Annotated in this window: 23 protein-coding genes; 11 read left to right on the top strand and 12 right to left on the bottom strand. The window is 42.1% G+C overall.

The features are described 5' to 3' along the window. The 3 genes from D5018_RS21965 to D5018_RS05700 form a co-directional block, all read right to left on the bottom strand. Positions 1–193 (bottom strand): hypothetical protein (locus D5018_RS21965; protein WP_207819227.1); only part of this gene is annotated, 193 nt, incomplete at its 3' end. Positions 194–508: 315 nt separating this feature from the next. Then, positions 509–1,948 carry a glycoside hydrolase family 125 protein gene (locus tag D5018_RS05705; RefSeq protein ID WP_165905004.1) on the bottom strand — a complete coding sequence of 480 codons (1,440 nt, stop codon included), beginning with the start codon at positions 1,946–1,948 and terminating at the stop codon, positions 509–511. Between the two features lie 178 nt (positions 1,949–2,126). After that, complete coding sequence (locus D5018_RS05700; protein ID WP_121838043.1) at positions 2,127–2,555, bottom strand: Lrp/AsnC family transcriptional regulator; 429 nt, start codon at positions 2,553–2,555, stop codon at positions 2,127–2,129. Positions 2,556–2,767: 212 nt separating this feature from the next. On the opposite strand from D5018_RS05700, the gene yjeH reads away from it, so the two are divergent. Then, positions 2,768–4,009, top strand: a complete 1,242-nt coding sequence (yjeH, locus tag D5018_RS05695; RefSeq protein WP_121838042.1) for an L-methionine/branched-chain amino acid transporter — start codon at positions 2,768–2,770, stop codon at positions 4,007–4,009. Positions 4,010–4,064: 55 nt separating this feature from the next. Here yjeH and D5018_RS05690 read toward each other — a convergent pair whose 3' ends face one another. The 7 genes from D5018_RS05690 to D5018_RS21635 all read right to left on the bottom strand — a co-directional run bounded on the left by D5018_RS05690 (position 4,065) and on the right by D5018_RS21635 (position 10,378). Further along, positions 4,065–4,358: a DUF3325 family protein gene (locus D5018_RS05690; RefSeq protein WP_121838041.1), complete on the bottom strand. Its 294-nt coding sequence runs from the start codon at positions 4,356–4,358 to the stop codon at positions 4,065–4,067. Beyond that, complete coding sequence (locus tag D5018_RS05685) at positions 4,352–5,893, bottom strand: PepSY-associated TM helix domain-containing protein (protein WP_133309239.1); 1,542 nt, start codon at positions 5,891–5,893, stop codon at positions 4,352–4,354. The genes D5018_RS05690 and D5018_RS05685 overlap by 7 nt, the downstream gene beginning before the upstream one ends. Beyond that, positions 5,890–6,180 (bottom strand): hypothetical protein, encoded by a 291-nt coding sequence (locus D5018_RS05680; protein WP_121838039.1) that lies wholly within the window; start codon positions 6,178–6,180, stop codon positions 5,890–5,892. Before D5018_RS05680 ends, D5018_RS05685 begins: the two co-directional genes overlap by 4 nt. 22 nt (positions 6,181–6,202) lie before the next feature. After that, positions 6,203–6,874: a Fe2+-dependent dioxygenase gene (locus tag D5018_RS05675; protein WP_121838038.1), complete on the bottom strand. Its 672-nt coding sequence runs from the start codon at positions 6,872–6,874 to the stop codon at positions 6,203–6,205. 335 nt (positions 6,875–7,209) lie between these two features. Next, positions 7,210–9,435: a TonB-dependent siderophore receptor gene (locus tag D5018_RS05670; protein WP_121838037.1), complete on the bottom strand. Its 2,226-nt coding sequence runs from the start codon at positions 9,433–9,435 to the stop codon at positions 7,210–7,212. A gap of 315 nt (positions 9,436–9,750) precedes the next feature. Continuing rightward, positions 9,751–10,218, bottom strand: a complete 468-nt coding sequence (locus D5018_RS05665) for an energy transducer TonB (protein WP_165905003.1) — start codon at positions 10,216–10,218, stop codon at positions 9,751–9,753. Beyond that, positions 10,169–10,378 (bottom strand): hypothetical protein, encoded by a 210-nt coding sequence (locus tag D5018_RS21635; protein ID WP_165905002.1) that lies wholly within the window; start codon positions 10,376–10,378, stop codon positions 10,169–10,171. Before D5018_RS21635 ends, D5018_RS05665 begins: the two co-directional genes overlap by 50 nt. Positions 10,379–10,611: 233 nt before the next feature. On the opposite strand from D5018_RS21635, the gene D5018_RS05660 reads away from it, so the two are divergent. The 5 genes from D5018_RS05660 (at position 10,612) to glnG (ending at position 15,736) form a co-directional block, all read left to right on the top strand. Next, complete coding sequence (locus D5018_RS05660) at positions 10,612–11,334, top strand: hypothetical protein (protein ID WP_121838035.1); 723 nt, start codon at positions 10,612–10,614, stop codon at positions 11,332–11,334. After that, positions 11,334–12,491, top strand: a complete 1,158-nt coding sequence (locus D5018_RS05655) for an iron-containing alcohol dehydrogenase (RefSeq protein ID WP_121838034.1) — start codon at positions 11,334–11,336, stop codon at positions 12,489–12,491. The genes D5018_RS05660 and D5018_RS05655 overlap by 1 nt, the downstream gene beginning before the upstream one ends. A gap of 191 nt (positions 12,492–12,682) precedes the next feature. Then, positions 12,683–13,231, top strand: coding sequence for a DUF4124 domain-containing protein (locus tag D5018_RS05650; protein ID WP_165905001.1), 549 nt, complete (start codon positions 12,683–12,685; stop codon positions 13,229–13,231). Positions 13,232–13,301: 70 nt separating this feature from the next. Further along, positions 13,302–14,351, top strand: coding sequence for a nitrogen regulation protein NR(II) (glnL, locus tag D5018_RS05645; RefSeq protein ID WP_121838049.1), 1,050 nt, complete (start codon positions 13,302–13,304; stop codon positions 14,349–14,351). Further along, positions 14,351–15,736, top strand: coding sequence for a nitrogen regulation protein NR(I) (gene glnG, locus D5018_RS05640; RefSeq protein WP_121838032.1), 1,386 nt, complete (start codon positions 14,351–14,353; stop codon positions 15,734–15,736). The genes glnL and glnG overlap by 1 nt, the downstream gene beginning before the upstream one ends. Positions 15,737–15,738: 2 nt before the next feature. Here the strand turns inward: glnG and D5018_RS05635 are convergent, their stop codons facing one another. Continuing rightward, the gene (locus D5018_RS05635; protein ID WP_121838031.1) at positions 15,739–16,935 is read right to left on the bottom strand and encodes a multidrug effflux MFS transporter; all 1,197 of its coding nucleotides are present in this window, start codon (positions 16,933–16,935) and stop codon (positions 15,739–15,741) included. A gap of 110 nt (positions 16,936–17,045) precedes the next feature. On the opposite strand from D5018_RS05635, the gene D5018_RS05630 reads away from it, so the two are divergent. From D5018_RS05630 to D5018_RS05615, 4 genes are all read left to right on the top strand, one after another. Beyond that, entirely contained in the window at positions 17,046–17,630 is a 585-nt protein-coding gene (locus tag D5018_RS05630; protein WP_121838030.1) for a uracil-DNA glycosylase family protein, read from the top strand. A 108-nt stretch (positions 17,631–17,738) separates the two neighbouring features. Next, positions 17,739–18,458 carry an osmolarity response regulator transcription factor OmpR gene (ompR, locus tag D5018_RS05625; RefSeq protein ID WP_121838029.1) on the top strand — a complete coding sequence of 240 codons (720 nt, stop codon included), beginning with the start codon at positions 17,739–17,741 and terminating at the stop codon, positions 18,456–18,458. 6 nt (positions 18,459–18,464) lie between these two features. Next, a complete protein-coding gene (gene envZ / locus D5018_RS05620) occupies positions 18,465–19,793 on the top strand; it encodes a two-component system sensor histidine kinase EnvZ (protein WP_121838028.1) in 1,329 nt (442 codons plus the stop codon). A 236-nt stretch (positions 19,794–20,029) separates the two neighbouring features. Further along, positions 20,030–20,554 (top strand): RING finger protein, encoded by a 525-nt coding sequence (locus D5018_RS05615; protein WP_121838027.1) that lies wholly within the window; start codon positions 20,030–20,032, stop codon positions 20,552–20,554. A 46-nt stretch (positions 20,555–20,600) separates the two neighbouring features. On the opposite strand, the gene D5018_RS05610 is transcribed toward D5018_RS05615, so the two are convergent. Next, entirely contained in the window at positions 20,601–21,074 is a 474-nt protein-coding gene (locus D5018_RS05610; protein WP_121838026.1) for a peroxiredoxin, read from the bottom strand. A gap of 216 nt (positions 21,075–21,290) precedes the next feature. Here D5018_RS05610 and D5018_RS05605 point away from each other — a divergent pair, with 216 nt between their 5' ends. Next, on the top strand, positions 21,291–22,679 hold the full coding sequence (locus D5018_RS05605) for a hypothetical protein (protein ID WP_133309238.1): 1,389 nt from the start codon (positions 21,291–21,293) through the stop codon (positions 22,677–22,679). The last annotated feature ends 4 nt before the right edge of the window (positions 22,680–22,683 follow it).

The following is a 22,683-nucleotide window of genomic DNA, read 5'->3' as shown; positions in this document are numbered from 1 at the left end:
GATGAGTAAAAAAGGCTTTAAGTCTTTCCTTCTCTGTGTCGTTCAAGCAATAGTAATGGTAGTGGAGAGTATCATTGGTATCGAAGCATGAACCTCTAAAAGTTAAGTAATTAATTGCATCGCGAGGCTTTTTGGTTAGTACCGTCTTACAAGTTTCAAAGTGGCTCTGAGTAGTAGTCCCGCCAACAGTCATCGTATATACCTAATGCTTTGCTTAGTAACAGATTCTCATAGAGAGTAGTGGAATATCAAATAAAGAATATTCATTTAATAAGTTAACAGTAACGTTATTCAATTAATGTTCAGGTGATTTCGATGTCCGCAAGAGCTGCTTGTGAAAGGGTCGAATGGTATAATAAAAGAGGCTCTCTTTAGCTGTAAGTAATCACTCCTCGCAAAAGAACTTAGATAACTCTACGCTGACTTATTTCTGTCCGACAAAAATGAGTTTTAATCTTTAATGTTTTCAGCTTACTTTACACCGTCATTACAGCGTAGAGACAGTATCTCATTGGCTTTTTAATACTATGTTTGGGTGTTTTTCTATTAGCCAAATGATAAAGTTGGCAAACTCGGCATTGGCCCAAGCGAAGTTCTCCCTTGTTATGTCTTGATAATTTGATGACGAGTAACTCTCGTAAATCAATCCGTTCTTTTGAGATGAATTGATAAGTGCTGCGAGTAGTGTCTTGATTTCGTTTTCGTCAGCACTGCTTTCTGCTTGACTGATTAATGATAACGGCCAGATCCTGTTTGGTCCTGTATGTGGACTGCCCACGCCTCCTTGAATTGAATCGCTTCCGTCAAAAAAATAAGGGTTGGTAGAGGCATTTAAGATTTGCTTTCGTGTTTGCTGGTAAATGTTGGTTTCGTATAAATTAGGGGCGATAACGGGCAGTGAAAGTAAAGAGGGAATATTACCGTCATCCATAAATTTTCTATTACCAAAGCCGTCTAATTCATACGAGTATCGAGTGCTTGTTCCGCTTCCTTCTATTGAGTTCGCTTTTAGTGCTTGCAAGATTTTGTTCGATAGCCCAATCAATTTTGGAGTGACTTGGTTATCAATGTTTGTAATAAGGGAATATTGAGTGGTAAGACGCTTTAACTCACTGGCTAGCATAAAGTTAACTGGAACATTATAAGGGAGTGAGGTGGCATCGTCACTTGGCCGAAATACCGTCCTTACTAATCCTGTTGTTTTGCTTGGGTTTCCTACACCATTTACCAATGTATTTAACGCGTTAGCCCCTGGTCTAGAAAAGTAGTAATAGTATTGATTGCTTGGGTTTGAGAGATCATCGAAATCCCCAGTCCATGCACTGAGCAACTCAACAATGACATTGTCAGCTAATAGCCAGTTTTTCTGTATATCATCTAAAAGTTGTTGTTTTTGTTGAGTGCTTGTATTTTCGAGGATGACTCTTTGAAGTTTTAGGACAGCGGCTAAAGAATCAGGCTCAAACTTACGTTCGAAGACAGGGGGCTTCATAGCCGCTTGTTGATACTGTTTATAGGTTTGATCATCATTATGTGACGATTGAGGGCCATTAGGGACAATAAAGGCATTGGCAAAGCTATCCTTTAAGACAAATTCAGCTTGAGAATTTGCTAGGCCTACCAATAGCTTAAACAGTCGGTCATCTTTTGAGATTAAGAATGCATAAGGGGAGAGTTGATTGGAACTGTCTCTAAGCCACATGGCTTGTAAATCAGCTCCAGTTACTACGTATGTCCTTAGAGAGCTTATGTCGCTTGCAGTGTCAACGTTTTGTTGGAATATGGTGTTATCGAGCGAATAAGGGAAAGTGCGTGTAAATAAGGATGATAATTCTGAAGAGTTAAACTTTTGTTGTTGTGATTGTATGTACCCCTCAACCGCATTTGATTTGAATTTAGGGGCTGTTGGCCTTTGGTATGGTGTATCAGCCCTTGCTGCCATACTCATTAACAATACAGTTAGAAGTAGTACACCTGAAAAAACCTTTTTTACCATTGGGTTAAATACTGAGTAAATGTTGTTGGTATTATTTACCTATTTAATCTCAGAGAATAGGTGAAGTGCACAATATGGACGAGTCTTCACTTTTTATTAATGGTTACTTAATCAATACGCCTCCAGATTTTTACCCCAAGTTGTTTATCCACTCACTCATCACTACATGAGTTTTAATTGACTTTATGGTGTCTTGGGCATCAATAAACTCTCGAATTTCATGCAAACGCTGCATGGAACCAGCTTTCACAAATACGAGAAGATCCATGCTGCCGCTGATCCCAAAACAGGTTTGGATTTCAGGGATGGCTTGAAACGTCGGAATGATTTCATTACTACGAGCACAGGTATGCTCAATTTCAAAATAGGCACTAACGCCTTGTTTCTGTGATTCGCTCAGTAACACTTGATAACCACGAATAGTGCCATTTTTTTCAAGACGCTTGATGCGCTCAGTAACCGCACTTCGAGATAAACTCACTTGGTCGGCAATATGAGAAATACTCTGGCGGGCGTTTTTTCTTAGTTCGTTGATGATAGCTTGGTCAAATTTATCCATAGTACTGCTCCGATTTTCCCTATTTCCGACATTTTGACTGAAAAAAAGCAAAATTCCGACACTTTGCCTGAAAAAGAGTCAAAATTTTTTAGTAATGCCAGCACATTGTTTTTCACTTATCTCTATAATTCACCACTTAGAATTTATTTGAATATAACGACTGGTAGCCTGTTCTGCCAGAGTTTTAGTTGTGAGGCTAGGTAACAAAATTGATGAATGCAAAGATTGGACGCTGGCAAGGGGCTGGATTAATGGCCACCACTTTGTTGGGGACAGGGGTTTTTATTTTGCCGCAAGTGACGGTTAAGCTAGCAGGTGTTGGAGCCTTGTGGGCTTGGGCAATCCTGACGCTCACCATTATTCCGGTTACCTTAATATTTGGTAAGTTGTCAGGTCGCTACCCTCATTCTGCAGGTCCTGCGTACTTTGTTGAAAAAGCTTTTGGTCGAACCTTAGGGCGTACCATTGGTTTGATCTTTTTGTTTGTGGTGCCCTTTGGTGCCCCTGCTGCAATCTTAATGACCTTTGAGTTTGTGAAATCTATATACCCAGTTGAAGGTACAGCAGAACTGATGTTACAACTTCTGGTAGTGCTTGGGTTGTTTTTAGTGGGGCGTCAAGGATTACAGCTATCAGCCAAAGTACAGTTTGCACTTACACTGACGGTTGTTGCGATTGTCATCGCGCTATTTGCTGCCAGCGGTGTTCATTTTGAAAAGCTGGAATGGCAACCAATGGATGAAATGGCTATTTCTCCGGTGTTTGCCGCTATGGGAATTGCCTTTTGGAGTTTTCTTGGCGTTGAAGCAATGAGTCACCTAGCCGATGATTTTGAAGATCCTAAAAAGGATATGTTACCTGCAATGATCATTGGTGTGGTTTTGGTAGGTATCATTTATCTAGCTTGTACGACCTTGATCTTATTAGTGCCAACGGAATCATCGTTAGCGATGGCGGGCATTTTCGATAAGTTGCTAGGTGGCTACGGTGCAATTGTTATCGGTATATTAGGGATTTTAAGCGGGCTGGCAACGGTGAATGTTTACAATGCCAGTGCGGCACGATTAGTTCGCAGTTTCAGTGAAGAAGGGTTACTACCGAGCAGCTTAGCGAAGGTCAATAACAACGGTGTGCCTGAGCGCGCACTGTCTGTCATTTTAAGCTTTATGGCAACGATTTTAGTTCTGACCTTTATTAGCGAACATGATCTAGAAAGCCTAATTGCATGGACTAATGGTGTATTTGTGATCATCTATTTGATGGCGATGCTGGCGGCGATAAGATTACTCAGTAAGCGGAATTTACCACTTATTATTACTGGCTGTGGATTCTGTTTGGCGATGGGTTACGCCTTGGGTGCGAGTATGAGTTATGCCGTGGGACTTGCACTGGTGAGTATTCCATTGATTTGGCGACAAAAGAAGTATCTCGCTGCTAAACAAGCTGCAATTTAGTACATCCCAGCAGTAGAGGTGTTCGCTTCTACTGCTGGAAACTTCTTATCTTATCTTATCTTCTCTTCGGACGTGCTTTACTCTTCTTATGATGAAAGTAGCTTAACGACATTCCAGTAAGTACGATCCACATAGAAACCCCACACAACCAAGAGACATAACTCACTCCAACTTGAGCTTGTTGAGGTAACAGCCATTGAGTGACGATCAATGCTAATACTCCACTGATTTGCATTAACTTTGATGATTTATCCGATAAGCATTGACCGAAGACTACATTGAAATGCTTACTTTGGCTGAAGGAAAAACACAAGATAGCCAACAGTGATAGAAAATGAATGATCAACATGCGGCAACCTTTTTTACAGCGTTTTTAACTGATTTTGACTCCGAGGTTAGGTGACGTTGAGATAAGTATCGTCTTAACACTAATGCCAATAACGCTGAAGTCACAATACCTATTTCGACCCCAATAAAGGTGAGATTTCCATTCTGAATCGCAGTGATCAGATATTGCCCAGATCCAACAAGATCAATAAGAGGTAAACTGAGTAATAATACCGCTAATAGCAGTAAATTATGTTGCCAATATTGGCGGGCTTTAAACGCTATTGCTAACAGCAGACAAGCTCCCCAGCCACCGAAAAAGCTCATTAACTCTAACTCGTAACGTCCATCAAGATGAGTGGGTAATAAGCGGTTCGCTAACAGCAAGCAGGCAATACCAATGGGTAATCCACCGAGTAAGGCTTTATTGCTCCAATCTATTAACTTAGTACCTGAATGACTGACATTGCGTTCGATACGGTTGTTAAGCCATAAAATCGCACCAGTAGCGATAAGTGCGGAGCTTAAGGCTCCTAAGATAAACAACACGAAGCGAAGACCATCACTGGCAAATTTGCCTTCATGGAGTCCTAAAAAGACATAACTGATCAGCTTTGGTACTCGCGGTGCTTGGGTTTGATGAAGTAGTTCACCTGAGCTGGCATCAAAAGTTAAGGTTTCACTTTGGCGCGATAAGTCACTCTTATTGCGATAAAACATCAAGTACCCATTTTGATCATAAGGGTGATAATAGCTGATCCAACTGATGCTGTTTGGCTCTGACCACTGCGATTTCACTTGGTCTAGTATTGGCGTGATGTTTTGAATGGGCTGAGCCAACTCGCCAGATGCTTTACGAGAAAACCCTTTAGGACTCACTTGGGATGACAATTGGCGGTAACCTTTATCATAGTGATAGTTAGCTGATGCGGGAACGTAGAGTGAAAAGTAAAACATCATGGCGCTTAAACAAATCACAAAACAAAACGGAATGGTGACAATTCCGATAATGGCATGAGCGTCAATCATGGCGCGTTTTAGATTTTGCCAGCGCAGTAAAAAGAAATCTTTAAAAAAACGTCTGTGAGTAAAGATACCGGTAAAGACACCGATCAACATGGTAAAGGCGGCAATTCCAGTGATATAGCGACCACCGTATTCCCTGAGTTCAAGCGTATAGTGGAAGTGCACAAAAAAGCTGCCGCCAACGGTTTCTCTAGGTTGAGTCTCTGTTGAGGCTAAGGATTGCTTTTGCCCATCTCGGCGGCCTTGTCCCGGCATTTGCCAGCGGATCTCGGCTTTAGGATCACGCTCACTGCCTAAATTAATGTTCCAACGGCTAGCACCTTGGGCTTTTTGGTTAAGTGTGGCAATGGCTTGAGGGATCACCTGCTGTTGAGCTTGCTGTTCAAGCTTTTCAGGTTGCATCCAAACATCAATTTCATCAGAGTAGTAGCTGAGCGTTCCAGTTACAAACACGGCAAATAGTAGCCAGCTTAATAAGAGTCCGCTGTAAGTATGCAGCCAGATCATCGAGCGTCTAAAATTTCCTTTCACGACATCACCTCAACAGGAAATAGATAATACAAGCCCATTAGTGTCACACTGGCGAGACCGATATCACGAATGCAGTGAACCGTATTTTTACAGCAAAAACACCAAATAAAAGCCATAAACGCAAACAGGTAGCTAAACATTAGGCCAATAAAAATCGCATCATGGGTATTGTTGGTGAATAGCCATAATGACACAGGGATCATGCCGAAACTGGCACAAATGCCAACTCCGTAGCCGCCAAAAATGGCCATTAAGGTTCGAATAAAAACGGGAAGAGAAAATGTCATAACATCGAGTCTATAATCAGCCTTAGGTGATCGCCCAGCGGCGAAGTAAATTAGCATGAGATTTGGTGATCAAATCAAACTCGGGGGTTTTACCATGTTGTTGCATGATTGTCTTCCTTGCGGCATCTAAATCATGCAATATCTCGCGTTTATCAGGGCTTGAAACTAAGCTCTCAATCCAAGTCAATACTGCTAATCGTTCGCCTGAAGTAACAGGATTGACGCGGTGTAAGGTTGTACTTGGGTAAACGATGGCATCACCGGCTTCCAGTTTATAAGCCATCTCGACGCCTCCTAAAATCATGGTCAATTCACCGCCCTGATAGTCGTTAGGATCAGAAAGGAAAATCGTACAAGAAATGTCAGTACGCACTAACTCCTCATTATGCATAATAGCATCGTCAATGTGATCGCCATAACCGCCTTGATTTGTCGATTTGCTGACAATAAACGGCATCATTTTTTTGGGATAGGTTAACGCGGTAAATTCAGGGTTTGAGGTTAATGCATGGGCAACGGCGTGATTCAACTCTTCGGCAATGTCATCTTTTGCCTGCCATTGGAGATTGGTTTTTACACCTTGTGCGTGCCAACCAGCGGTATTTTTGCCATCTTCAAACTGACCGTGGGCGATAAGCTGACGCAAGGATTGAACTCGAGATGTTGTCAGCACATTTTTAATGGGTCTTATCATAATAACTGTCCGTTTACTGAAACCTGAAAAGCCGTCTGAACGACGGCTTGAAGTTAGGGCGTGTTGATCTTTCGTGATTATTTTTGCAGCGATAAATTGGTTATCTTATGCAAGGCAGAGTTTGTGCGATGTGGTTATTCCACATAAACAAACGATAACGCAGCAGAAGTGACCAATTTACGCTGTCTTCGATGCTTTTGAGCACTTCCTGCTCTGTGTTGTGACCAGCTTACTTAGATGGCTAAGCTTCACTGCTCACGCCTTGAACAGAAAAGTGCTCAAATAGCACAAAATTTAATCCTTAAAGATCAACACGCCCTAGTTTTGTTTGAAGCTTAGAAGGTGTACTTCACTTTCATGTTCAATGCACGCGGTGAGTTTGGCTGCACAGTCACCCAGTTAGCTCCACCTTCTGCACGGTTTTTATCAAGAGCATTGGTTAATGTCATAGATAAGTCCCAGTTATCCATTTTGTAGTATGCGCCTAAGTCCATTTCTACATAGCTTGGTAAAATATACTTACCGCCTCTGCCATCAAAGCGTTCAGAGTTATATTTTAAGCCCATGCCAAATGACAACTCTTCATTAACTTTGAAGTTGTTCCAAATAGACGCTGAGTGTTTTGGCGCATTATTGGCTTGTTTACCTTTGTTGTCACCAATGGTGTCGTAAGCACGGTTAAAGGCGTAGTTAAAGTTGGTGTTAAATTGATCGTTGAAGTAGTAAATAACTTCTAATTCAGCACCTTTCGATTCAAAGCTTTTGCCGATTAATTGTTGTATTTTCCAGTCTCCGTCGACTTTAATCCATTTAGTGCTATTTTCACGATCCATACGATAGAAGGTAAGCGAAGTTGCTAAGTCACCATTAAGCATGTCAGCTTTCATACCAAATTCGTAATTAAGCCCTTCAACTGGAATGTAGTTCACACCAGAAAGGCCATTTTTAGCAATACGAGAAGCGCTTACAGGCTCATAGGCACGGCTAAAGGTGGCAAATACGTTAATATCATCACTAATGGCTTGAACTACACCTAAATCCCAAATGGTATCGCTGTATGATTTAGTGCTGCCATTTTTTTGTTTCACATAGGCAATGCCTGCAACAAGTGTTGTTGAAGAAGTAACTTTGATGCGATCTTTGAAATAGATATTGGTATCTTTTTGGTTTTTTGGACGAATCTCAATATCAAATAAAGTGGATGGAATTGAGCCTACTATCTGATTTTCTGGATTAGACGCTGAAATCCAGTTTTTATCAAGGGCTTGCTTGGTATTTTGGAAGTTTCGAGAAAATCGAACATCCATATCACGGTAGTTATATCCAAAAAGAACGTGATGTTCCATATCCATTAGCTCGGTAAAACCTTGGAAGTTAGCATCAAGTAGGCGGTAATTATCGTCACCCTTGGAGAATACCCATTTTCGTTGGACTCTATCTTTACCAATAGCACTGACTTTATCACCGTATTTTTTAGTATTTAAAAAACTATCAGAAATATACAGATCTAATGCTTCAGATTGCGTTGTGGTGTAACGATATTGACCACTGAAACTCCAGTCTTCATTAAAATCATGATTTAAACGTAAGCTGTAACTTTTAGTTAGATTTTTACCTTTATCATTTTTACTACCGTAGTACTTTCCACGATTTACAGGCTTTCCGTACTTTTTGATTTCACCTTTAAAAAAGTTTTCAGTAAAGACACCATCTGCATAGCTACTACCACCCGTTAATTCACGGTTAGCGTATTCAAAGCGTGGCATTAGGGTCGTACTTGGTGATAGGTTCCAGATAAATGATAAGTCCACCTGCTTTTCATCTGTTTTACGGCCTTCTTGGAAGTGATCACCTGATGGCGTGTACTGTGCCAATAAGCGATAAAGGTAGGTGTTGTCGTTATCAATCGCACCCGTGGTATCTAGGTCTAGGCTGGTACGGTTACGTTTGAAGTTACCAGTATCGCCAGATACATAGCTACGATTTTTAACCGCAATGCTGGTTTGGGCAATCTCTTGTGGCTTTTTAGTGATGATGTTGATGATACCGCCGCCAATACCAGAGCCATAAAGTAGTGCTTCTGGGCCGCGCATAAATACAACTTGCTCTGCGTTAAACGTGCTTGGAGAGCGAGAGCCAGTACCACCTTCACCGCCTTGTAGTGAACGCATACCATCAATCATGACCGTATCAATGCTTGTGCGAATACCACGAGCAGTATAAGTACGATCAGCTGGACCATTAGCACGAACACCGGCCACGTAACCAAAGGCTTCTTTTACATCTTCAATCGCACGTTTATCTAGATCTACAGAGTCCAAAACAGTGATTGAGCGCCCTACATCTTTAAGATCGACATTCATCTTAGTCGCTGTGTTGTCTTGTAGGTGCAGCTTATTTGGACGGCGACCATGGACTTCAACTCGCTCAATGTCTTCTTTGGCTTTACCTGACTGTGCATCATCGGCAAATGCCATCGGTGCTGTAACGGCTAAAGTTGAAATTAAGGCACTGTTTAACATAGCCGTTTGGTTAAGCTTTGAGGCTTTCCATTTACTCATTTATCGAATTCTCAGAATAGTAGGGTTAATGATTGTCATGTTGACGATTTGATACTGGTGCGAATGATAATAACTATCATTTGTATTGTAAATAACTATTATGGAAAAATATCTTTTTTATTTTAAACAGCTGCTTACAACATTTGTCAGGGTGTCTTTATGACAATAGCGACTGTGTATTTGGGAGAGTGATAGTGAGTTTTATGAGTTTTTGTTGTGAATTTGTTGGTTAAAAGTTGAGTTTTGAGTTTAGATATTCTGATGAGTGAAGTAAAAGTGATTACTGAATCACTTTTACTTCGAATAAGGGGGATGTTACTGCTCTAAAGTAAAATCTAATTTTACCTGCTGATTGGCTTGTGCCAAGGCTACCCCATTTTCAACTTTAGGTTTATAGCGCCATTTTTTAATGGCTCTAAGGGCGGCTTTATTAAAGGTGCGTTTAGGATCGGCATCAAGCACTTTGGCATCGGTAACGTTTCCTAACTTATCGATATTAAATGCCACCAGTACCCATCCTTCTTGACCACTTCTTGCAGCCTCAGCGGGATACATAGGTTGAACCTGTACCACAGGGGTTGCGTCGCCATCAGCTTGAGAAAACGGTGGAATGTTTTCTTTTGGTATAGAGGGTAACGTCGGCAACTCAGGAGTTTTTGGGCCGACTAAAACCGTAGTCGTTGGGCTATCAACGGGGGTAGTGGCTATCCTCGGTGGCTGTGGTGGCTCAGGTTTATCTTTTAGCTCTTTTTTTCGGTGGTTTAGTGAGTGGTTTTGGCGCATCAAAGTCACCAGCGATGGGTGTCGGTGGTAAAGGGGCTTGTTTTGGTGGCGTAGGAGTATCATCAATTAACTTAGACATGAAGTAAAATAAGCTAAGTGTCACTATAACAGCGGATAGACTCAGTAGTGCCGTTTTACTTAAAAAACCTTTGTTTTTCATAACGTATTCCCTCCGTTGTAGACTCTCTTTTAGATTTACCAGCAATTGAAACAATTGCAAAACATTTTGTTACAATTAGCTTGTGAAGGAATATGCATAAACAATAGTGAGTTAAATTTCACCAAAATGTAGGTGGTATCACGCAATTGTTAACCTTTGCTACAGTGCAATGAGCGCTGATTTTGGGTATCCTTATCAGCAATCACAATTTATTAACTGAGCTTTGAAATTTCATGTCATTGTCAGCCACATTTACTGAAGCCTTTAATTTTTTTAAAAATCATTTTAAGCAGTTAGCGGTTATTACCGTGCCATTCATTCTGATCATGAACGCTATCCAAATGTGGATAGGCGGTCAGATCAGAGCCGTGAGTCAAGATAATCCTGAATTTAGCTCGATGACGCTGGTGGCCGTGATGGCAATGATGCTGGTATTTTCATGGCTGTTTTCTTCACTCACTCTGTTTCTGGAGGTACGTTCACAGGGGCATGAGCCGAACGCACGTCAAATTTGGTTTAATGGGCTGCACTTTATTCCTGCTATGTTGCTTGCGGCAGTATTCAGTGGTTTGGCTATTGCGGGACCATTCTTCATATTAATGGCTGCGTTAAAAGAGTTAGGCGCACTGATTGGATTGGCGATAGCCTTGTTTATTGGTACCCGTTTAACCTATGTAAACTTCATGGTGGTGTCGGAGCGACTAACACCTATGAAAGCGATTAAAAGTAGCTGGAAATTAAGTGGTCCAATCATATTGCCTACCCTCGGTATCGTTGTGCTGTATATGCCATTATCTTTGATTGGCGGAGCCCTAGCGCAAATCACATCTCAAGCAGGTATGCCAGTGCAATTGATTGGAGACACTGTGGTCACTTTTTTTGGTTTGTTTATTAATATTGCGTTATTTCGTTTGTATATGCTCAATCGCGGTAACCTTTCAGAAGGTGAAGACTAATGCAAAATTTTGATTTTTATAATCCAACCCGCATTTGTTTTGGAGAAGGACAAATTGCCAAGTTAGCTGACTTGGTACCACAGGATGCAAAAGTGTTGATTCTTCTAGGTGGCAGTAGCGCTCGTCGTAATGGAACGCTTGAAGAGGTTAAGCAAGCCTTAGGCGAGCGACCGCAATTTGAATTTGATGGTATTGAACCCAACCCAACTTATGAAACTTTGATGAAAGCTGTGGCCTTTATCAAGGAGAACGATGTCGATTTCTTGTTAGCAGTTGGTGGTGGTAGCGTTATTGATGGCACTAAGTTTGTTGCCGCTGCAGCGCATTATGATGGCGAACCATGGGAGATTCTGCAAACCTTTGGGGCAAAAGTGATGTCTGCAATGCCGTTTGGTAGTGTATTGACCCTGCCTGCAACAGGCTCTGAAATGAATTCTGGCAGTGTGGTAACCCGTAAATCCCTCAAGGCGAAGTTGCCGTTTATGAGCCCTCATGTATTTCCGCAGTTTTCAGTGTTAGATCCGGTTAAAACCTACACCTTGCCTAAGCGCCAAATTGCCAATGGTGTGGTGGATGCGTTTGTGCATACCACAGAGCAATATTTGACTTATCCAGTGGGTGCTATGGTTCAAGACCGCTATGCGGAAAGCTTACTGAAAACTCTAATCGAAGTTGGGCCAAAGGCACTGGCTACCCCTGAAGACTATAATGTACGTGCTAATTTGATGTGGACAGCAACTTGTGCGCTTAATGGCGTGATTGGTGCTGGTGTGCCTCACGACTGGGCAACCCATATGATTGGTCATGAGCTAACAGCACTGCATGATATAGATCATGCTCGTACTCTGGCTATCGTTTTACCGTCATTGCTGCGTCACACCAAAGCGGAGAAAAAGGCTAAGCTGCTACAATATGCTGAGCGTGTCTGGGATATTACCGAAGGTGATGACGATGCTCGTATCGACGCTGCGATTGAGAAGACACAAGCTTTCTTTGAAAGCCTAGAAATTGGTACTCACTTAAGTGATTATGAGCTGGATGAGTCACATTTAGATGCGTTGGTTGATCAGCTGGAAACCCATGGCATGGTGGCCTTGGGTGAGCACCAAAAAATTGATCTTGATGCTAGCCGTGCCATATTAAAAGGGGCGTTGTAGGCTCGCTTGATTGCTTGAAAAGCATTAGTTCGCACGACAACAGAAGCGCACATCCATGTGCTGACGACCGTTACATCCTGTAACGGACGGTTGTCTTAGCGAACTAATACTTTCATTGATATTCATCGTAAAGAGAGAAAGTTATCAAGCTCGTAGTCATTATTGGTTTTTAACACCATAAGGAAATGAACATGCGTAATGGACTGTTTTTGTGTTTGCTTTTATTGAGTTGGTCTACAATGGCAGCTGTCTATAAGTGGATAGACAAAGACGGAAACGTCCATTACAGTGACAAACCTCGGCCAGGTGCAGTGGAGGTTAAACCTAATGTCACGACTTTAAATGAGATGTCTTGGCCCTCTAACAAGCCTAAAGCACAGAATGAAGCTATACCACAAGGTGAAACGCTGGCTGCTCAAGTCACTATTGTTTCTCCGCAAGATCAACAAACCATAAGAGATAATAACGGTCGATTTGAGGTAACTGCCGTTGCTCAAGGGGTCAGTAAAAAATCAATTTGGCGGTTATTCATAAATGGTAACCCTTATGGCAATGAGCAAACTAGCGGGCGTTTTCAAGTGGATGGACTTGATCGTGGTGAGCATAAGCTGAAAGTGGTGGTTAACCCACAAGGTAGCGATGCGGCTTACAGCAGTGATGAAATCACCATTTACCTTCATCGTCATTCAAAAAACTTTCCTTCCTCTCCGCTTATTCGTAAAAAAGCATCACAGCAGTAAACTTATTGCAGCTTAGGATAACATCAGGCACACTGAATGCACTATCTTGGTGCAAGTGAACTGAATGGCTATGGATTCGACGCTGATATTAGAAAATTTAAGTACAGCAGTGATGGTAGTAGATGATGAGCTCAGGTTGAGTCAGATCAATACGGCGGCATCACAATTATTGGGCACAAGAGCCAATAAGCTACAACAAGTGATATTAAGCCAAGTGGTTGAGAGCGTTGATATTGACTGGGACACGTTGAAAACAGCGGTCAGTAAAGGTCAAAGTCTTGCCATTAATCGCAGTCAATTTAGAACCTTTGATGGAGAATTGCATACGGTTGATATCATGCTTTCACCATTAATGCCCAGTGATAAAATCAGCGTCCTAGAATTGCGGAAAGTTGATCAGCAGCGGCGAATATATCAACAGTCTCAGCAAGATGCTCAGCAACAAGCCGCTCGTTTTCTGGTGAGAAATCTAGCCCATGAAATCAAAAACCCGTTAGGTGGGTTGAAAGGCGCAGCTCAACTCCTGCATCGAGAACTTAACGGTAATGAACTGACTGAATTTACTCACATGATAATCGAACAAACGGATCGTATGGGGAAGTTAGTCGACAGATTACTTGGGCCACAACGGCCTGTTGCACATCAGCTTTATAATATCCATCAAGTTTGTGAAACCGTGTTAAACCTTGCTCAGTTGAGTTTGCCATCACACATTGAGTTTGAACGTGATTACGATCCATCTCTGCCAGACTTTGCGATGGAGCCTGAGCAGATGCAGCAAGCATTACTCAATGTATTGCAAAATGCTATTGAGGCGTTAGGTGAGCAAGCTGGGAAAATCACAGTAAAAACGCGAACCCGTCATCAAGTCACTCTAGGGCAAGTTCGGCATAAATTAGTGATTGAATTGAGCATTATTGACAATGGTCCCGGTGTGCCTGATGAGTTACAAGAAACACTCTTTTATCCCATGGTGACTGGGCGCGATCAAGGAAGTGGCTTGGGGCTTTCCATTGCCCAGCAAATTGCTAATGTACATAAAGGACGACTGGATTTCGAATCTTGTCCCGGCAAGACCGAATTTATGTTTTTAATTCCAATTCTTTTTGAAGAACGATAATGACAGAACAAGTTTGGGTAGTAGATGATGACAGTGCCATACGTTGGGTACTGGAAAAAGCGTTAACATCAGCAGAGATAAGCTGTACTAGCTTTGCGAGTGCCGATAGCGTGTGGCAAGCGATTGAGTATCAGCAGCCACAAGTTATCTTGTCTGATATTCGAATGCCGGGTACCGATGGTTTAGCGTTATTAGAAAAACTGTCTCTGCATTACCCTAACTTACCTGTGATCATCATGACGGCACATTCGGATTTAGATAGTGCCGTGAACGCATACCAAGCCGGTGCTTTTGAGTACCTGCCTAAGCCGTTTGATGTGGATGAAATGCTGGCATTAGTGGAACGAGCGCTGGCGAAGCATGTAGGTAAGTCCAGCCCTAAAGCGTCAGAGCCCCTGATCAATACGCCTGAATTGATCGGAGAAGCTCCTGCAATGCAGGAGGTGTTTCGAGCTATAGGACGTTTATCTCGCTCATCGGTGAGCGTTTTGATTAATGGCGAGTCTGGTACGGGTAAAGAACTAGTCGCCCATGCGCTGCATAAACATAGCCCACGTAAAGAGCGTCCTTTTATTGCGCTCAATATGGCCGCCATTCCTCATGAACTTATCGAAAGTGAACTCTTTGGTCACGAAAAAGGGGCATTTACGGGTGCCCAGCAAGCCAGAGAAGGGCGCTTTGAACAAGCCAATGGCGGAACCTTATTTCTTGATGAAATCGGTGATATGCCACTGGATGTGCAAACACGGCTATTAAGAGTGTTGGCGGATGGTACCTTTTATCGAGTTGGAGGTCATCAAGCGGTTAACGTCGATGTGCGTATCATTGCGGCAACCCATAAAGATTTAGAAACACTGGTGAGAAAAGGCAAGTTTCGTGAAGACTTATTTCATCGACTCAACGTGATCCGTATCCCTTTGCCACCTTTAGCAAACCGAAGTGAAGATATACCTAAATTGGCAGAACACTTTTTGAGAATGGCGGCTAAAGAAATGGGAGAGCCAGTTAAAACCTTAACAAAAAGCTGTATTCTGCGATTACAGTCTTTGCCGTGGCCTGGAAATGTACGCCAGTTAGAAAACGTATGTCGCTGGTTAACAGTGATGGCCAGTGGTGAAGAAGTTTTAGAGTCTGATTTGCCGGAAGACTTACTGAGAACGCTGCCTATTGATGTCACTACCGATAGCGATAATTGGCAGAAGCCTTTAAAGAATTGGACAATGCAGCAGTTGCAAGCTGGCGAGGAAGGCTTGTTGACTCAAGCACAGCAGGCTCTTGAGCATATTTTGATCCAAGCAGCACTAGAACATACTCATGGTCATAAGCAAGCCGCAGCCAAGCTATTAGGCTGCGGTCGAAATACCATTACTCGTAAATTGAAATAGACTTATGATTGCTCATAGTGCCAATGTTTTAAGTTTGGTCTTGCCATGATCAGCAAGTGCAACGCGGGTAAAACGAAACAAATTAACGCTACAGCATCAGGTGCTTGCAATGACGTATGTTGTAAACCGCCCGCAATAATCGCAGCACCACTCATTTGAATACAACCCAACAGTGCAGTGGCTGTGCCTGCTCGGCTGCCAAAGCAAGATAATGCCATCGACGTGGCTGGACCAAGCAAAAACGCAAAACCAATACACAAGCCAAGCATAGGTAACATAAAAGCAAGATCTGGAGTGATGATTTTGGCTAGAGAGGTATGGTGTAATACAAACGTCAGCAGAGCTGTTGCCACCAAGAGTCCTAATGCCACTAAAACCGTCGGACGGTTACCTAAGCGCTGAATAATTTTAGGGGCGGCAAAACAAGCGATGATATTGATCACAGCATTAAAACCGAATAAGGCACTGAATTTCAGCTCTGACACTCCTAATTTGCCAATGAGCCAAATTGGAGAGTAGGCCACATAACTCAGGATAGCGGCCATACAGCTCATACAGCACAGGGCATAAAACATGAATCTTGGCTCAGAAAGAATGGGCAAATAGCGTTCCCAATGGTAAAGCTTGCCATCAATAATGGTGTGCTCTGGTTTGGTTTCCTTTAGTTTTAAACTTAAAACCACCAACATGATCACCGCAAATACCGTCATAAAAACAAAGGTAGATCGCCAGCCAAATTGCAAGGCCAATAGCCCACCAAAACTTGGTGCAAGCGCCGGAATGACACATATTGCCCCGTTCAAATAGCTGTATATTTTTGCCATTTGCTTGGTATCAAAGCAATCACGCACGACTGTAAAAGCGACAATGCTAGTGGCACACGCTGCCAAGCCTTGTAATAAACGAGACAGCAGTAATACATCAAAATGCGTTGCCAAGGCGGCAAGTGTGCTACTTAATCCGTAAACGCATGCGCCCACTAAAGCGACAGGTCGACGACCAAACTTATCCACTAATGGACCAATCAGTAATTGCCCCAACCCCATAGCAAAAAGGAAAATAATTAAGGTAGACTGAATTTGGCTGTCAGAAACAGAAAATTCAGCGGCCATAGTCGGCATAGATGGCAAGTAGATATCAATAGCCAAAGGGCTAAAAACCACCAATAACATCAGAATAGGTAAGGATACTTTTGACATACGGCCTTTTTACCTTGAAAGGAGAGTGTGAGCAGGGGCGCAGATCCTACTGGAAAAGCGTTGATGAATAAATAAAAAAAGCCAAAAATCATATAAAAAGTAGGGTCATTATGAAAACAGAAGCACAGTTAGCCCGATTACTTGAACAAATTAGCCACTGTCAAGTGTGTGCGGGTCAACTGCCTTTTGAGCCTAAGCCTGTCTTACAAGTGAGTACAAGCGCAAAAATATTAATTGCTGGTCAAGCACCGGGAATGAAAGTGCAGCAAACTGGCATTCCATTTAATGATCCCAGTGGCGACCGATTAAGACGTTGGCTTGGTGTGAGTCGTGAGCAATTTTATGATCCCAATTTATTCGCAATTATGCCAATGGGATTTTGTTACTCGGGAAAAGGCAAATCTGGCGATTTACCTCCTAGACCAGAATGCGCCGATAAATGGCGTGAATCCTTACTGGCTTTACTGCCCAACATAGAACTGACGCTTGTAATTGGACAGTATGCCCTACAGTATCACTTATCCTCTAAACAAACGGTCACCGAGCAGGTACACGCATGGCGTGATGTGATCCCAGAGTACTTGCCATTGCCGCACCCAAGTCCGCGCAATAACCGTTGGCTGCAAAAACATCTTTGGTTCGAGCAGGAAGTGATCCCTTATCTGCAGCAGCGAGTGACTAAATTAATCAATTAGAATTTTTTACAATTGAAAACGTCACAAATTCAGTAAATTCTAGCTTTTTTAACATTTCACAAGGTATATTAGGGCGATAATAATACCGCGCTGGGATAAGGACAGGCCATGGGACAAGAAACTTCAAAAATACTCGTCGTAGATGATGATGTGCGATTACGTTCACTGTTAGAACGTTATTTAGTTGAGCAAGGTTTTTATGTTCGAACGGCCGCTGATGCTGAGCAAATGGATCGTTTACTGCAACGGGAAAACTTCCATTTGATGGTATTGGATTTAATGTTGCCCGGAGAAGATGGGTTGTCTATCTGCCGTCGACTACGACAGCAAGATAATAACATTCCTATCGTGATGTTGACCGCTAAAGGTGATGAAGTCGACCGTATTATCGGTCTGGAGCTGGGCGCCGATGATTATATGCCTAAGCCGTTCAATCCTAGAGAGTTATTGGCTCGCATTAATGCCGTTATGCGTCGTCGTGTTCAAGAAGTCCCAGGCGCGCCTTCCCAGCAAGAGAAAACCATCAGCTTTGGTAGATTTACCCTAGATTTGGCAACTCGTGTTATGTACGAGGGCGATAACGCCATCAACCTAACCAGTGGTGAATTTGCGGTACTCAAAGTGCTTTCGACTCACCCTAGAGAACCTTTGTCACGTGACAAGTTAATGAATCTCGCCCGTGGTAGAGATTATTCAGCACTAGAGCGCTCTATTGATGTACAAGTTTCTCGCCTACGACGTTTAATTGAGGAAGACGCAACCAATCCTAGATACATTCAAACTGTCTGGGGTATTGGCTATGTCTTTGTACCAGATGGAAAAGGTTAGTACCGAGTGTCTCGGCATTTTACTCGATTATGGCGTCGATTTTTACCTCGCAGTGCCTTCAGTCAAACCGTATTACTGATAGGTAGCTTGCTGCTGATCAATCAGTTAGTGTCGTATTGGACCGTTGCGGTTTACTTTATTAAGCCCAGTTATGAGCAAATCAATGAACTGATTGCACGACAGGTCAATTTGCTATTCATTGATGAAGTCGATATCAATCGACAGCACCTAACATTAGTCGATGCCCTAAATGCTAAAGTGCGTAATGACGGTATGCGTGCATACAGTCAAAAACAAGCACGAAATGCTGGTGTAGATGAGGCCACCTATTATGGATTTTGGTCTCGACAAATGTCGGAGTATCTTGGTGGAAAAACCGAAGTTAGAGTTCGACAAGCTCAATATCTACAAATTTGGATCCGCCCACCTCAAGCGCCTGACATTTGGATCAAGGTGACTTTAAACAGTGGCATCAACGAAGATGAACTGTCGCCATTAACCTTATATTTATTAGTAATTGGTGCGTTAAGCGTCATTGGTGGTTGGGCGTTTGCTCGTAAGCAAAACCGCCCTCTTAGGCGATTACAAGATGCTGCTACATCGGTGTCACGCGGTGATTTTCCGGAGCCATTACCGCTAAATGGTTCTACTGAAATTGTTGAAGTGACTAAAGCGTTTAATCGTATGTCTGGGAGCATGAAACAGCTTGAACAAGACAGAGCCTTGCTGATGGCGGGGATTTCCCACGACTTACGTACACCATTAACTCGGATACGGCTCGCTTCAGAAATGATGGTGGAAGAAGATCAATACCTGAAAGAAGGGATCATTAATGATATTGAAGATATGGATGCCATTATTAACCAGTTCATTGCTTATATTCGCCAAGATCAACAAGAGCTAGTGCAACCTCATTTAATCAATAGCCTTATTCAGGAAGTAGCTGATGCTGAAGCAAATCGACAAGCTCACATTGAACTTGATTTACAGCCTTGCCGTACCGTGCCAATGAAAGCGGTATCAATAAAGCGTGTGATCAGTAACTTGGTCGAAAATGCGTTTCGCTATGGCAATGGTTGGGTGAAAATCAGTACTCGTCAGCATAAACGCTATATTGAATTCACCGTTGAGGATGACGGACCTGGTATCGATGAAGCCAAAGTGGATGCGTTATTTCAGCCGTTTACCCAAGGTGACAGTGCCAGAGGTAGCATTGGTTCTGGGCTTGGTTTGGCGATCATCAAACGAATTGTGGAAAGCCACCTTGGACGAGTCAAGTTATCCAATCGCCCAGAGGGCGGATTGAAAGCGACTGTGAAGCTGCCGATGGAATAATACCGTTCGACATATCATTAGCCATAGATTTACTTGAGATTAAATGTTTTAAATGAGTCGTGACAATCAAAATATGGCTAGTCTATTGTTTGTAAAGAATAATTTGGCTGAATTAGATGAATTGTAAAAATTGCTAATCTTCTCAATGTTTAGTTTATTGAACTTATTAGTTTGCTCAAACTCAAAAACTGCCATGCGTTCTAAATTTATTTTTGGTTGCAACAATAGGTATAGATATGTCAGTTTCCGATGTTCAAAAAGCGACTACAACTACAACTACAACTACAACTACAACTGAAGCTGTTGCTGCAAGTTCTGAGTCAACTTTAAGCTCACCTAAAATTTTCGTCAATGAAGCAGAAGGCACTAAGTGGAGTTACACTCTTGAATTGGATCAGCTAGAAGAATGCTGCATATGTATGGAAGCGTTGGCGGAAAAATTTTTTTGTAATTCTGGACACCGCACTTGCCAACCTTGCTATGATCGAGTGAAAGCAAGTGAATATAGCGCTTGTCCGATATGTCGAGACGAGAAGCTCTTTAGTTTTTCTGAATCAGTATTTGGTAAAAATTTAGAAAACATAACATTTACATGTACAACTTGTGGAGTACCATACTCTTACCTAGATGATAAAGAAAGTTTGCAAATGCACCGTGATTTTTGCTTTAGCTTGGTGGCTGATGAAGATATGGAAGGCTATAAAGAAGCGGTAGCAATGAAACAATCAAAAAATAAGTTTCCATCTTGCTCAATACAGTAATTTGCGTATCCACACTGGTGAATACGCACACTCTAAAATTATTAGCTTAAAGCAGATTAAACATGGCTTCAGCGCTACTGACTTCAAACGCTTTAGGTGCCTCTACATTCAATGCCGTAACTACCCCATTATCAACAATCATGGCATAACGTTGTGAACGCACACCACCAAAGCTGCCAGTATCCATATCTAGCCCTAATGCTTTAGTAAAACTACCATCGCCATCTGCCAGCATCTTAATATGTTCTGCATTTTGGCTATCTCCCCATGCTTTCATTACAAAAGCATCGTTTACAGAAACACAGGCAATAAAATCAATGCCTTTTTCGAAAAACTGATCAGCAAGTGTGACATAACCAGGTAAGTGTGCCGCCGAACATGTCGGTGTAAAGGCACCGGGCAGGGCAAAAACTAAAGCTTTTTTACCCGAAAATAATTCATGAGTGCTGTGTTCTAGCATGCCATTGTCAGTGAGTTCGGATAACTTAGCGTCAGGCAGAGATTGGTGTTCTTTGATCATAATTGGAATTCTCAGTATTGAGGGGGAAAATTATTATAGGTAAATCTGTCAACAAAATCTTATTTCGATTCGACATAAAAAATGAATTGTTCGTATTTTAGAACAGGCTCATATCTGGCAGTGTTAAATATTATTAATTAAACAAATAATATCTTTAAAATTATATTGTTATGCGGTTATAGTGACTTTAAATTCGTTCTCGCCAAGGGTGACTCAATGAGTTTCACGTATAACAGTACATTTTCCGTTCTCAGTATGTGTGATTTTCAAATCAAGCCTGGTCCGGAAGAGTTTATTTCGTGCAAGAAGGCCATAATTAAATTCGAAAACGATAGAAATGAAGAACTTGAATTTAATGTAAGAGTTCGCGATAACGAAATCATGGCTGCATGGTTTGGTGAAAATGAACCTGAAGTAGATACAGATCCTCTCGGGGGGGTGGATAACACCCTCAGAGATATGTTGTTCCCAAAAGAATCAAAAAAACGCAAGAGATATTTAAATCCTAGTGGGTGTTTGTTACGAGAATGTAGGAGCTATATAAAAAACAGATTACCAAGGAATAGAATTCATAGTGAGCCAGTTGCTAGCTCACATGAAAGGTTACCTGCGGAAAGATACCACAGAAGTGAATCGTTACCTGCTGGTGCGAGTGCCAATAAGGCGTTACCTTTCACAGACGCTGGTTTGACTGCTTCTTTTCATTCCCAAAGCCAATCTTATTCTCAGTCTGACTGGTTTTCATTGTCTCAATGTTTAACTATGTCAGGAAGCGTTTTTCAAAGCCAAGCTACTGTCGAGCCTGCATCATCTTTAGGTTCACAATTTCTGATAAGCCCATTGAATTCCCAAAGAGATAATGAGGGGTCGCAACTTAGTTTTCGAACTCCAATGGCAAGCTCCCAAGTAGGGAGTATGACAAATGGCACATACAGTAGAATGCATAGCCAAATAACATTGACCAATTCGGTGATGCAAACTGATGCTGAGGGCGTGACCTGTAGTCCTGAATTGCCTCAATGGAATAATGCTCAACAAGAAATAGAAGCCTTAAGGCATGAATGCCTAAAATTAAAACGGAAAAATCAAATACTGGAAAAAAAGTATCAAGAAATAGCCTTGCAGCTAAAAACGGAACGAGCGATTGAAAAAAGCAGACGTGGAGCATTGAGTGATCGAGAAAAGGCCATAAAACAACAAGAAGAAAAGATGGTAGAGCGAATGAGAAAGGCCGATAGCTTGCTCGCAGAGGCTCGAGAAAAACTGGCCAGATTTAAAGTTAAAGAGGCTGGGCTTAGGGATATGGAAACAGAGAGCTTAATTAAATTACAAAATGACAAGTCGGCAATTTTAAGGAGGATCCAAACAAGTGCGGTGACATTCAGACAAACACTTATCGATGAACTAGGCGAAGTACGTTCTGCACTCGCTCCTCTAATGGAATTAGAAAAACTCAAAGGCAAGGGGGATTTTAGCGTATTTTTATTTGCCGCAAGTCTCGCAGAAGTTGATTTCGATTGCTTTAAGAAGTTAGAAGAACAAATTACTCTGTTAGAACAAAAGCAGCGAGCTTCTGAACGAGTACTACAACTGCAACACCTATAAAGTT

The sequence above is a fragment of the Parashewanella curva genome (assembly GCF_003675895.1).
Taxonomy (GTDB): Bacteria; Pseudomonadota; Gammaproteobacteria; order Enterobacterales; family Shewanellaceae; genus Parashewanella; species Parashewanella curva.
Note: the sequence above shows the minus strand (reverse complement) of the source record. Positions and strands in the feature narration are given on the sequence as shown.

Bases quoted from the DNA above. Each gene is read 5' to 3' on its own strand.
- D5018_RS05705 (WP_165905004.1), bottom strand. From the start codon at position 1,948: ATGAGTATGGCAGCAAGGGCTGATACACCATACCAAAGGCCAACAGCC.
- D5018_RS05700 (WP_121838043.1), bottom strand. From the start codon at position 2,555: ATGGATAAATTTGACCAAGCTATCATCAACGAACTAAGAAAAAACGCC.
- yjeH (WP_121838042.1), top strand. From the start codon at position 2,768: ATGAATGCAAAGATTGGACGCTGGCAAGGGGCTGGATTAATGGCCACC.
- D5018_RS05690 (WP_121838041.1), bottom strand. From the start codon at position 4,358: ATGTTGATCATTCATTTTCTATCACTGTTGGCTATCTTGTGTTTTTCC.
- D5018_RS05680 (WP_121838039.1), bottom strand. From the start codon at position 6,180: ATGACATTTTCTCTTCCCGTTTTTATTCGAACCTTAATGGCCATTTTT.
- D5018_RS05675 (WP_121838038.1), bottom strand. From the start codon at position 6,874: ATGATAAGACCCATTAAAAATGTGCTGACAACATCTCGAGTTCAATCC.
- D5018_RS05670 (WP_121838037.1), bottom strand. From the start codon at position 9,435: ATGAGTAAATGGAAAGCCTCAAAGCTTAACCAAACGGCTATGTTAAAC.
- D5018_RS05665 (WP_165905003.1), bottom strand. From the start codon at position 10,218: ATGCGCCAAAACCACTCACTAAACCACCGAAAAAAAGAGCTAAAAGAT.
- D5018_RS21635 (WP_165905002.1), bottom strand. From the start codon at position 10,378: ATGAAAAACAAAGGTTTTTTAAGTAAAACGGCACTACTGAGTCTATCC.
- D5018_RS05660 (WP_121838035.1), top strand. From the start codon at position 10,612: ATGTCATTGTCAGCCACATTTACTGAAGCCTTTAATTTTTTTAAAAAT.
- D5018_RS05655 (WP_121838034.1), top strand. From the start codon at position 11,334: ATGCAAAATTTTGATTTTTATAATCCAACCCGCATTTGTTTTGGAGAA.
- D5018_RS05650 (WP_165905001.1), top strand. From the start codon at position 12,683: ATGCGTAATGGACTGTTTTTGTGTTTGCTTTTATTGAGTTGGTCTACA.
- glnL (WP_121838049.1), top strand. From the start codon at position 13,302: ATGGATTCGACGCTGATATTAGAAAATTTAAGTACAGCAGTGATGGTA.
- glnG (WP_121838032.1), top strand. From the start codon at position 14,351: ATGACAGAACAAGTTTGGGTAGTAGATGATGACAGTGCCATACGTTGG.
- D5018_RS05635 (WP_121838031.1), bottom strand. From the start codon at position 16,935: ATGTCAAAAGTATCCTTACCTATTCTGATGTTATTGGTGGTTTTTAGC.
- D5018_RS05630 (WP_121838030.1), top strand. From the start codon at position 17,046: ATGAAAACAGAAGCACAGTTAGCCCGATTACTTGAACAAATTAGCCAC.
- ompR (WP_121838029.1), top strand. From the start codon at position 17,739: ATGGGACAAGAAACTTCAAAAATACTCGTCGTAGATGATGATGTGCGA.
- D5018_RS05615 (WP_121838027.1), top strand. From the start codon at position 20,030: ATGTCAGTTTCCGATGTTCAAAAAGCGACTACAACTACAACTACAACT.
- D5018_RS05610 (WP_121838026.1), bottom strand. From the start codon at position 21,074: ATGATCAAAGAACACCAATCTCTGCCTGACGCTAAGTTATCCGAACTC.
- D5018_RS05605 (WP_133309238.1), top strand. From the start codon at position 21,291: ATGAGTTTCACGTATAACAGTACATTTTCCGTTCTCAGTATGTGTGAT.